Genomic DNA, 9,177 nt, shown 5'->3' on the forward strand with positions numbered 1-9,177 from the left:
CCGTGAAAGAAACAAGGATGCCGCGCGCCGCGGATGCGCGCAACCGGTTTCGTTTGGTGCAGACGAGCGCTTTGCCTCACGCCGCAGTGCTTCTGGCGGCACCGACGCGCAGCCCGCCATGCTCGATTATGAAATCGATCACTTCCTGCAGCCCCTTGCCGCGCGACAGATCGGTGAAGCCGAACGGCCGCTTGCCGCGCATGCGGGCGGCATCGCTCTCCATGACGTCGAGGTCGACGTTCACATAAGGGGCGAGATCGCTCTTGTTGATGACCAGGAAATCGGACCGGGTGATCGCCGGCCCGCCCTTACGCGGGATTTCCTCGCCTTGGCAGACGGAGATGACGTAGAGCGTCAGATCAGCGAGGTCGGGGGAAAACGTGGCGGCAAGATTGTCGCCGCCCGATTCGATGAAGACGATATCGAGATCCGGGAATTTTTTTGTCATCTCGGCGATCGCCTGCAGATTGATCGAAGCGTCCTCGCGGATGGCGGTGTGCGGGCAGCCGCCGGTTTCGACGCCCATGATGCGATCCTCGGGCAGCGCCTGAAGCCGGGCCAGCATCATGGCATCTTCCTTGGTATAGATATCGTTGGTGACCACGGCGATGGAGAACTCGTCGCGCAGCGCCTTGCAGAGCTTTTCGGTGAGCGTCGTCTTGCCGGAGCCGACGGGGCCGCCGATGCCGATGCGAAGAGGACCATTGGCTTGTGTCATCTAGCGAACTCCGTGATGGCAAGGACGGCGAAGCCGAGCCCGATCAAAAGGCACAGCGGCGAATAATAGCTGACATCGAGCCGGGCGAAAGGCTGTTCGGGCGCCAGCCGGCGCCACCACGGTGTAAAGCCGGCAATGCCGCGCGCCAGGAAAACCAGCGCGATGAGCAGCGCTGTCGCGGCGAGCCCAGCCTTGGGAAAGGGCGTGGCAAACACGCCTTCGAGTGCCATCGGCCACAGAGTCGCCAGGCCGAGACAGGCAGCAACGGCAAGGCTGGCGAACGGCGCTGGCATTTCGTCGACGCCACGGAAGCCGACCACCGCGCGGGCGCAGGAGGCAGCGTCCCTGCCCGGCCAGATCCCGCCAATACCCCAATAGACATGCAGTGCGGTGATCAGCAGCAGGACCAGCGAGAGGGCGAAAGCGAGGACGATCATGAGCGGCCTGCAGCAGACAGATGGCGTTTGCCAATGTTCAAATTCCAACCTCCACCATCTTCGTCGCGGTCAGGCCAGAACCGCAGTGTCTCGCCATTGGCAAACCGAATTTCCGCCTGTTTCCGCAATCCGCGCAGCGACACGCTGATGACCGTCTTGCCGACCGACAGTTCGATTTCCTTGGCAATCCGGCGCGGATTGTCAGACCAACGCAGACAGTAACCGTTGGTTTTGCGTAGCTCCCAACAGGCGGAGGCAAGAAAGAGATCCCATTCTGCACGTCTGAAATGGCCAACTCGACGCTTGCCGCTTAGGCGTTTTGCATAGCGGTGCGGCGTTGTCGCACCGAAGCCGATGTTGATTGTCGATCCGATCGAGTGCCCGACCACGCTGATGGGCGACAGACGAATGCCGTTAAATGTCTTGATGAGGCAGAGCCTGTTTGCACTAAGGCTCATGACCGGAACAGCCGCGAATATTGCGTCTCGTGCTTCATCGCCATGACGTCCGAGACGAACGCGCAGCCGCCGAGATCATCCAGCGTCGAGCCGGCAGCACGGGCGGCGACGCCAAGCGCCAGCGGTTCGAAGCCGGCGAGCAGCGCGGTGGCGCCGGTCTGGCCGACGACGCCGAGCCGGATCGCGGCCTGGACGAGGTTGGAGAAGAAAGTCTGCAGGAAGGCGGCTAGCGCGTCTTGCAGGGCAATGGCGTTGCCGCCAGAAACGGCGCCGACGGCGACGCAATAGGCGCACTCGGCCGGCAGACGGTCCGGCACCTGACACGGCCAGGCCGATGCCGCCTTCAGGAAGGCGGCACCCTGCAGCATGGTCTCGGCATGGCGCTCGCGCGAGCCGGCCAAAGCCTCGGCGAGTGCAGCGATTTCGGCGAGATCGCCAGCCTGGCGGGCGCGCCGCCAGCTTTCGGCAAACAGCACGGCATCGTTCCAGCCCGAGCCCATCTCGACCAGCGTCTCCAGCCATGCGGCAAGGTCTTTGCTATTGGCAACCAGCCCGGCATGCACGGCTTGCTCGAGACCATGGCTGTAGGAAAAACTGCCGACCGGGAATGCAGGCGACAGCCAGGCCATCAGCCGCAACAAAGAAAGGTTGGAAGGCTGGTCAGTCATGGTCGTGCGAGTGGCTGTGGGAATGCGACTCGCCATGGGCGTGGGAATGCGCTTCAGCATGGCTGTGCGCATGCGCCTCGGCATGAGCATGGCCATGGCCGCCATGCCCGGAATAGGCGCCGCGCACCGGCTTGAACGGCTCGGAAACGTCGCTCACGGTCGCACCCAGCCCTTCCAGCATCGCCTTGATGACGTGATCGCGCAGGATCAGGATTCGTTCCGCCTCTATGGCGGCGGCAAGATGGCGGTTGCCGATATGCCAAGCGAGTTCGGTGAGATGAACCGGGCTTACGGCACGGATATCGTAGAGCGGTTCCTCGGCCGCAATGATCTCGATTTGGCGGCCATCCTCCAGCACCAGCCGGTCGCCATCGTTCAAGGCAACCGGCTCGGGCAGGTCGACCAGCACCTTGTCGCTACGGGCCGTTTCGATGGCGCGGCGGCGCAGATGCCGCTCGTCATGGGCCAGCACGGCACGATCATATGGGGTGACCGGTCCCGCCTCGCCGGCGGCGAGCACCGAGACGGCACGCGGGAATTTGGTGAAATCTGTGCGGATGTCGAGCTTCATGTAAAAACTGCCTTTCCAAAAAGCCTAGACCATCCCGAACATCGGCCTAATGCCGGCGCATGCCCCGAATTCAAGTTTCTACAGCGTCCTTTGCGCGTCCGAAAGGACCCGCTGTGGTCAAACGATCGTGTCGAAGAGCCGCGGGATGACGCGTGACGCCGAGGCCGATCACCATGCCCATGACGATGCGGATGTGAGGGAAGATGTCGTGGGCGTAAGGGAGTTGCTGGTTCATTAGCGCCCGGCGCGGCATGTTCTGCGTCAGCTATAGCGCCGATGGATCAGAACAAAAAGTACCTCTGCGCCATCGGCAGCACGGTGGCCGGTTCGCAGGTGAGCAATTCGCCGTCGGCGCGCACCTCATAGGTTTCGGGATCGACCTCGACATGCGGGGTGGCGTCGTTGAGCACCATCGAATGCTTGCCGATGCCGCCGCGGGTGTTCTCGACGGCGACCATCTGCTTGTCGACGCCGAGCCGGCCGCGCAGGCCGGCATCGAGCGCCGCCCTGGAAACGAAGGTCACCGACGAATTGGTCATCGCCTTGCCATAGGCGCCGAACATCGGCCGGTAGTGCATCGGCTGCGGTGTCGGGATCGAGGCGTTGGGATCGCCCATCGGGGCGGCGGCGATCATGCCGCCGATCAGCACCATATCCGGCTTGACGCCGAAAAAGGCAGGGTTCCACAGCACCAGGTCGGCGCGCTTGCCGACCGCCACCGAGCCGATCTCGTTCGACAGGCCGTGCGCGACGGCCGGGTTGATCGTGTATTTGGCGATGTAGCGGCGGACGCGGAAATTGTCGTTGTCGCCGGTCTCCTGCGGCAGCGAACCGCGCTGGCGCTTCATCTTGTCGGCGGTCTGCCAGGTGCGGATCGCCACTTCGCCGACGCGGCCCATGGCCTGGCTGTCCGACGAGATGATCGAGAAGGCGCCGATGTCGTGCAAAATGTCTTCGGCGGCGATGGTCTCCTTGCGGATGCGGCTTTCGGCAAAGGCGATGTCTTCGGGGATCGACGGCGACAGATGATGGCAGACCATCAGCATGTCGAGATGCTCGGCCAGCGTGTTGACGGTGTAGGGCCGGGTCGGATTGGTCGAGGACGGGATGACGTTGGGCAGGCCGCAAACCTTGATGATATCGGGCGCATGGCCGCCGCCGGCGCCTTCGGCGTGGAAGGCGTGGATGGTGCGGCCCTTGATCGCCGCCACCGTGTTTTCGACAAAGCCGGATTCGTTCAGCGTGTCGGTGTGGATCATCACCTGGACGTCGTAGTCGTCGGCGACCGACAGGCAGCAGTCGATTGCCGCGGGCGTCGTGCCCCAGTCCTCGTGCAACTTCAGCGAGCAGGCACCGCCCAGAACCATCTCTTCAAGCGCGGCCGGCAAGGACGCGTTGCCCTTGCCCGACAGGCCGATGTTCATTGGGAAGGCGTCGAAGGATTGAATCATGCGCGCCAGATGCCACGGCCCAGGCGTGCAGGTCGTCGCCAGCGTGCCATGCGCCGGTCCGGTGCCGCCGCCGAGCATGGTGGTGATGCCTGACATCAGCGCCTCCTCGATCTGCTGCGGGCAGATGAAGTGGATATGCGCGTCGAAGCCGCCGGCGGTGAGGATCTTGCCTTCGCCGGCGATGATCTCGGTTCCGGGGCCGATGATGATGGTGACGCCGTTTTGCATGTCCGGATTGCCGGCCTTACCGACCGCGGCGATGCGTCCGTCCTTGAGGCCGATATCGGCCTTGAAGATGCCGTCTGACGCATCGACGACCAGTGCATTGGTGATGACAGTGTCGACCGCGCCTTGGGCGCGGGACACCTGGCTCTGGCTCATGCCGTCGCGGATGACCTTGCCGCCGCCGAATTTCACCTCTTCGCCATGAAGGGTGAAATCCTTTTCGACCTCGATGAACAGTTCGGTATCGGCGAGCCGCACCTTGTCGCCGACGGTCGGGCCGTACATCTGCGCATAGGCGGCGCGGGTGATTCTAGCCATCAGCAATTGCTCCCGAAATACGTCCCAATACAGCCGGTCGAAGCCCGGCCGCACATTGTCGCCATCCTATGGTCACGTAATGACCCGCTGAGCGACACCTTCCGATCCCATTTAACGTTTGAGGTGGCCGGGTCACCCCAACACGACCGTTCGCCAATCGATGGAAAGGAAGATCCATGCGCAAAACGATAAGTCTCGCAGCCGCCGCCACCCTCCTGCTCGCGACCGCTGCCAGCGCCCAGCAACAGCCTGCGCCGCAACCCGGCGAGCCGCCGGCTTCGCCCGCTCCCGCGGCGCCCGGCGCTCAGCCGGAAGCGCCGGCGATTCAGACCGTGAACGTCGTCGACATCGAGGAACTGCCCAAGGAAACGCAGACGAAGGTCAACGAAGTGATCGCCAAGCGCGGCGAGGACGGCCTGCAGAAATTGCGCAGCTCGATCGACGCGACCCCGCAAGTCAAATCCGCGCTCGAAGCCAAAGGACTCACCTCGGCGCAAGTGATCGCCGCCAGCATGGACACCAATGGCGCGCTGACCTTGATCACCAAGAAAGCGAGCTGACGATACGCTGTGGCGGGCCGGCACAAGGCCGGCCTGCCGCATCGGGGAGGGAACCTTCGCAGGGCAGAATACGTTTCGACTTTTTGGCGTAAAAGCGAGTCTCGAAAGAGGCTCTGAGAGCGAGCGATGGCGATCAGCACCTCCCCCGACACCAGATGGCTCCATATGGTTGCCGCAACTGCCTTTCTCGCGGCGAGCGTTCCCCAGGCCGCGCTGAATGCACAGGGTCTGGAAGGCCCGGATACGGTCAACAAGATCATCGGGTCGGAGGTCGGCCAGGAAGAGACCAACACGACTGTGGAGGCCGGCAAAGTCGCCACTGCGATCGACAGGACGCGTGAAAACATCGGTACGGTGCGCAAGACATCCAAGCTTGACAAAGTCGATATCGTGTTCCTCACCGACGCAGCGCGCACGGAAGGCGGTCTGCCGCCGGCGATAGAAAGCAAGGTCGAGCAGCATCAGGACGACATTGCGGAACTGCGCGAGGAGATCGAGGCGAACGCATTGCTGTTCAACGCCATCGACTCTCGACGCGTGCAGACCGAAGACGTTCTCGCCGTGGAATTCGATGATCCTGGAACGGTCGTCATCTACGCGGCGGCCAAGCCGCCCAGCTGAGCCGAAACTGCTCGACGCCTTCGATCTCACAGCGCGCCCATGATCTTCTGCTGGAACCCGTAGACCTCCCGCTTGCCGCCGAGCGGCACCAACGTGACGTCGCGCTCCTGGCCGGGCTCGAAGCGCATCGCCGTGCCGGCGGCGATGTCGAGGCGCATGCCGCGCGCCTTGTCGCGATCGAATTTCAGCCCCTCATTGGTCTCGAAGAAGTGATAGTGGCTGCCGACCTGGATCGGCCGGTCGCCGCTGTTGGCCACTTTCATGGTGACCGTCGGCTGGCCCTTGTTGAGTTCGATCTCGCCGCCTGCCGTGATGATTTCGCCCGGGATCATCGCCAGCCTCACAAGACGCCGAAGGCGAGGCCGGCACCGACGGCAGCTGAGGCGCCGCCAGCGGCGCGGGCAAGGCCCGGGAATCTGATGCCGAGGCCAAGACCGGCAGCGAGGCCGGCGGCATGGAGCAGCGCGGTGGCGACAGCAAAGCCGGCCATATAGCCGAGCCCGCCGGCGTTTTCAGGCACCTCGGTGCCATGGGCGTGACCGTGGAACAGCGCGAACAGGCCGATGATGGCGACGCCGGCCGAGACCGGAAGATCGATCGCGAGCGCGACCAGCAGTCCCAGCGCCACGACGGACGCCAGTATGCCCGGCTCGACGAACGGCACCGGCACCTGCAGCATGCCGAACGCGCCGCCCGCCAGCATGACGCCGATGAAGGCGAGCGGCCAGGCGACAACCGCCTTGCCGCCCTTGAGCGCCGCCCACAACCCGACCGCGATCATGACCGCCATGTGGTCGAGCCCGGAGAGCGGATGCATGAAGCCGGCTGACAAGGACGCGGTCGTGCCGATGCCGACATGAGCATGGGCGGGCATTGCGGCGGCGAAAAGCAGGATCGCCGAGAGCGACGTGCGTTTGATCGTTGCGGGAACCATCAATATGCCTTCCGTTATCAGGATCGTGCCGTCACGCGGCCTTGCGGGCCGGGCCGCAGCCTTCGGCCTTGAGGACGCGCTTTGTCGAGGCGGGATGTTTCTTCAGCATCGCCGCCGGCCGGATCGGGCGCGCTGAAAAATTGCCGCCGCAATTCGGGCAGACGCCGCCCAGCACGTTCACCGCGCAATCGGCGCAGAAGGTACACTCGAAGGTGCAGATCAGCGCATCCGTCGCCTCAGGCGGCAGGTCCTTGTCGCAGCATTCGCAGTTGGGGCGCAGTTCAAGCATTTTCCTCTCCTCACCTTATCGGTTCATGCACGGTCACCAGCTTGGTGCCGTCGGGAAACGTCGCCTCGACCTGGACGTCGTGGATCATCTCGGCGATGCCCTCCATCACCTGCGCGCGGGTGACGACATGGGCGCCGGCCTCCATCAGCTCGGCGACCTGGCGGCCGTCGCGGGCGCCCTCGACGACGAAGTCGGTGATCAGCGCGATCGCCTCCGGGTGATTGAGCTTGACGCCGCGTTCGAGCCGCTTGCGCGCCACAATCGCCGCCATGGCGATGAGCAGCTTGTCCTTTTCCCTTGGCGTCAGGTTCATGCGTTTCCCTAAGATGGCGTAGATTGCAATGACATAATCGGAATCAGAGTGACCATAATTTGGGCAGACCCGCCCGTCCGTTGAGCAATTCGACGAGCGGAACCAGCCGCTTGCGGAGCTGGTAGCTGTCCTCGGCAAACACCCTCGCAAGAAGCTTGCCAGATTTCTTCACGCTCCAGACGCTGGCATCGCCCTGGCCGCCGATGATGTCCCGGGCCGGATCGAGCAAAGCCTCCACACGCGGCGAGATCATCAGCACCGTCGCCATGGCGATGGCGCGGCCGGCCACGGCGGAACGGCCCAGAATGGCCGCAATGCCGGGCCCGATGCGGAAATCCTCGGCATGAACAAGCGCTCCGTCCTGGCTGACGCGCCAGCGGTCATGGAAATTGCCGTGCGCCGCGCGTTCGCCCATGGCGAGGCGGCCGAAGACGGTCGCCTCGAGCACCAGCGCCTCGGCACCGGCGGCAAGCTCCAGGTCGAGCCTGCGGGCAAAGGCCGATCGATCAAAGACGATGGTTTCCTGCGGCAGCCAGCCGATGCGGCCGCCAGCGCCGACTGTCAGCTTCACCCGCACCTCGGCACGATCGGACGCGGCGCGGTAAACCTTCTCGCAGGCCTGGGTGGTTATGGTGGCGGAGGCGCCGGCGCCGACATCGACCTCCCAGCCGAGGCGGTCGCCGCCGGTCAGCCCGCCGGCGGTGTTGATCAGGACGGCTTCGAGCGGATCGGCCGAGACGGCCGGCATGCGGATTTTGGCGGAACCATCCTGATAAAGCCGCCGAAGACGCGTGCGGCCGCCATTCCTGTCACAAGCAAGCTGCGCCGTTCCGGCGACGCGCTGGGCAGGCGGGACAAAGGTCAGGCCACGTTCGATCATATCCATGGCGCCAACGATAACCACACTCATATGGTTTGAATCCGAAATTCGCATCACTTTGGAGCAGCGTAATGAACGAATTTCGGATTCAAAGCCATACTGGAGCGCCGCGCGTCCCCTTGGACGCGCAAAGGACGCTCCAGCACTTTCCAGTTGGCGCATGATCCTTTCCGGAAACCGATTCCGGTTTCCGGGGTCATGCGCTGGCAACTTATTGGATTCTGGTGTGGTTTGGATTTGAGGTTCCTAACCGCTGGTGCCATCAAAGTCGTAGGAACCTCAAATCCAGACCACACCGCCGGCTTTGTCGACATATAGCTTGTTGCTTGACAACGTTTCGGTTTCTATAGAGGAGCCGTCTTGGTACGGTCACACAGCGCCTGGCGGGATAAAAGGCGACGGTGACGATCTGAACCTGGGGAATAAAGAGGCGCTGATCAGTCGGCGTCGAGAAACGACAAGGTTGGGGAAGGAACCGAATGGCTGACCAGCTGGCAACGGACATCATCGCGAAGATCAAAGCTCATGCCGAGCCGGGTGGCGAAGAAATCACCACCAGCACCGAACTGACCTCACTTGGCATCCATTCGCTGGAACTGACGGAGATCATCTTCGATCTCGAGGAACAGTATGGCATCGAGATCGAGATGAACACGGTCGATGCCTGGAGCAACCTGAAGAACGTCGGCGACATGGTCGAGGCGGTTCGCGCGCTGATCGCGAATAAAGCCTGA

General features: G+C 63.4%; 14 protein-coding genes. 3 read left to right on the forward strand and 11 right to left on the reverse strand.

Features of this window, described 5'->3' with window-relative positions; genetic code table 11:
• Nucleotides 1-76: 76 nt before the first annotated feature.
• The 6 genes from ureG to ureC form a co-directional block, all read right to left on the reverse strand.
• Entirely contained in the window at nucleotides 77-718 is a 642-nt protein-coding gene (ureG, locus tag ACWTU8_RS14680; RefSeq protein ID WP_455848723.1) for an urease accessory protein UreG, read from the reverse strand.
• Nucleotides 715-1,155 carry a DUF3995 domain-containing protein gene (locus ACWTU8_RS14685; RefSeq protein WP_455848724.1) on the reverse strand — a complete coding sequence of 147 codons (441 nt, stop codon included), beginning with the start codon at nucleotides 1,153-1,155 and terminating at the stop codon, nucleotides 715-717. The genes ureG and ACWTU8_RS14685 overlap by 4 nt, the downstream gene beginning before the upstream one ends.
• Nucleotides 1,152-1,613, reverse strand: coding sequence for a hypothetical protein (locus ACWTU8_RS14690; RefSeq protein ID WP_455848725.1), 462 nt, complete (start codon nucleotides 1,611-1,613; stop codon nucleotides 1,152-1,154). Before ACWTU8_RS14690 ends, ACWTU8_RS14685 begins: the two co-directional genes overlap by 4 nt.
• On the reverse strand, nucleotides 1,610-2,281 hold the full coding sequence (locus ACWTU8_RS14695; protein WP_455848726.1) for an urease accessory protein UreF: 672 nt from the start codon (nucleotides 2,279-2,281) through the stop codon (nucleotides 1,610-1,612). The genes ACWTU8_RS14690 and ACWTU8_RS14695 overlap by 4 nt, the downstream gene beginning before the upstream one ends.
• Nucleotides 2,274-2,852, reverse strand: coding sequence for an urease accessory protein UreE (ureE, locus tag ACWTU8_RS14700; RefSeq protein ID WP_455848727.1), 579 nt, complete (start codon nucleotides 2,850-2,852; stop codon nucleotides 2,274-2,276). The genes ACWTU8_RS14695 and ureE overlap by 8 nt, the downstream gene beginning before the upstream one ends.
• A 281-nt stretch (nucleotides 2,853-3,133) precedes the next feature.
• Nucleotides 3,134-4,846: an urease subunit alpha gene (gene ureC, locus ACWTU8_RS14705; protein WP_455848728.1), complete on the reverse strand. Its 1,713-nt coding sequence runs from the start codon at nucleotides 4,844-4,846 to the stop codon at nucleotides 3,134-3,136.
• 176 nt (nucleotides 4,847-5,022) lie between these two features.
• Here ureC and ACWTU8_RS14710 point away from each other — a divergent pair, with 176 nt between their 5' ends.
• On the forward strand, nucleotides 5,023-5,406 hold the full coding sequence (locus ACWTU8_RS14710) for a hypothetical protein (protein ID WP_127207942.1): 384 nt from the start codon (nucleotides 5,023-5,025) through the stop codon (nucleotides 5,404-5,406).
• 126 nt (nucleotides 5,407-5,532) lie between these two features.
• Nucleotides 5,533-6,027, forward strand: coding sequence for a hypothetical protein (locus ACWTU8_RS14715; protein ID WP_455848729.1), 495 nt, complete (start codon nucleotides 5,533-5,535; stop codon nucleotides 6,025-6,027).
• 26 nt (nucleotides 6,028-6,053) lie between these two features.
• On the opposite strand, the gene ACWTU8_RS14720 is transcribed toward ACWTU8_RS14715, so the two are convergent.
• The 5 genes from ACWTU8_RS14720 to ACWTU8_RS14740 are packed head-to-tail and all read right to left on the reverse strand — an operon-like array spanning nucleotide 6,054 to nucleotide 8,449.
• The gene (locus tag ACWTU8_RS14720) at nucleotides 6,054-6,359 is read right to left on the reverse strand and encodes an urease subunit beta (protein ID WP_065011660.1); all 306 of its coding nucleotides are present in this window, start codon (nucleotides 6,357-6,359) and stop codon (nucleotides 6,054-6,056) included.
• Between the two features lie 8 nt (nucleotides 6,360-6,367).
• Nucleotides 6,368-6,961: a HupE/UreJ family protein gene (locus ACWTU8_RS14725; protein ID WP_455849062.1), complete on the reverse strand. Its 594-nt coding sequence runs from the start codon at nucleotides 6,959-6,961 to the stop codon at nucleotides 6,368-6,370.
• Between the two features lie 31 nt (nucleotides 6,962-6,992).
• On the reverse strand, nucleotides 6,993-7,250 hold the full coding sequence (locus ACWTU8_RS14730; protein WP_287350644.1) for a DUF1272 domain-containing protein: 258 nt from the start codon (nucleotides 7,248-7,250) through the stop codon (nucleotides 6,993-6,995).
• 10 nt (nucleotides 7,251-7,260) lie between these two features.
• A complete protein-coding gene (locus ACWTU8_RS14735) occupies nucleotides 7,261-7,563 on the reverse strand; it encodes an urease subunit gamma (protein WP_023801505.1) in 303 nt (100 codons plus the stop codon).
• Nucleotides 7,564-7,606: 43 nt separating this feature from the next.
• Nucleotides 7,607-8,449 carry an urease accessory protein UreD gene (locus ACWTU8_RS14740; protein ID WP_455849063.1) on the reverse strand — a complete coding sequence of 281 codons (843 nt, stop codon included), beginning with the start codon at nucleotides 8,447-8,449 and terminating at the stop codon, nucleotides 7,607-7,609.
• Nucleotides 8,450-8,922: 473 nt separating this feature from the next.
• Between ACWTU8_RS14740 and ACWTU8_RS14745 the strand changes: the two genes are divergently transcribed.
• A complete protein-coding gene (locus ACWTU8_RS14745) occupies nucleotides 8,923-9,177 on the forward strand; it encodes an acyl carrier protein (protein WP_065011664.1) in 255 nt (84 codons plus the stop codon).

This window comes from Mesorhizobium sp. BHbdii (genome assembly GCF_053848045.1).

What these genes read in the sequence shown, in the direction of transcription:
- ACWTU8_RS14685 (WP_455848724.1), bottom strand. Translation starts at nt 1,155, where the DNA reads ATGATCGTCCTCGCTTTCGCCCTCTCGCTGGTCCTGCTGCTGATCACC.
- ACWTU8_RS14725 (WP_455849062.1), bottom strand. Translation starts at nt 6,961, where the DNA reads ATGGTTCCCGCAACGATCAAACGCACGTCGCTCTCGGCGATCCTGCTT.
- ACWTU8_RS14690 (WP_455848725.1), bottom strand. Translation starts at nt 1,613, where the DNA reads ATGAGCCTTAGTGCAAACAGGCTCTGCCTCATCAAGACATTTAACGGC.
- ACWTU8_RS14730 (WP_287350644.1), bottom strand. Translation starts at nt 7,250, where the DNA reads ATGCTTGAACTGCGCCCCAACTGCGAATGCTGCGACAAGGACCTGCCG.
- ACWTU8_RS14710 (WP_127207942.1), top strand. Translation starts at nt 5,023, where the DNA reads ATGCGCAAAACGATAAGTCTCGCAGCCGCCGCCACCCTCCTGCTCGCG.
- ACWTU8_RS14720 (WP_065011660.1), bottom strand. Translation starts at nt 6,359, where the DNA reads ATGATCCCGGGCGAAATCATCACGGCAGGCGGCGAGATCGAACTCAAC.
- ACWTU8_RS14715 (WP_455848729.1), top strand. Translation starts at nt 5,533, where the DNA reads ATGGCGATCAGCACCTCCCCCGACACCAGATGGCTCCATATGGTTGCC.
- ureG (WP_455848723.1), bottom strand. Translation starts at nt 718, where the DNA reads ATGACACAAGCCAATGGTCCTCTTCGCATCGGCATCGGCGGCCCCGTC.
- ACWTU8_RS14695 (WP_455848726.1), bottom strand. Translation starts at nt 2,281, where the DNA reads ATGACTGACCAGCCTTCCAACCTTTCTTTGTTGCGGCTGATGGCCTGG.
- ureC (WP_455848728.1), bottom strand. Translation starts at nt 4,846, where the DNA reads ATGGCTAGAATCACCCGCGCCGCCTATGCGCAGATGTACGGCCCGACC.
- ACWTU8_RS14735 (WP_023801505.1), bottom strand. Translation starts at nt 7,563, where the DNA reads ATGAACCTGACGCCAAGGGAAAAGGACAAGCTGCTCATCGCCATGGCG.
- ACWTU8_RS14745 (WP_065011664.1), top strand. Translation starts at nt 8,923, where the DNA reads ATGGCTGACCAGCTGGCAACGGACATCATCGCGAAGATCAAAGCTCAT.
- ACWTU8_RS14740 (WP_455849063.1), bottom strand. Translation starts at nt 8,449, where the DNA reads ATGGATATGATCGAACGTGGCCTGACCTTTGTCCCGCCTGCCCAGCGC.
- ureE (WP_455848727.1), bottom strand. Translation starts at nt 2,852, where the DNA reads ATGAAGCTCGACATCCGCACAGATTTCACCAAATTCCCGCGTGCCGTC.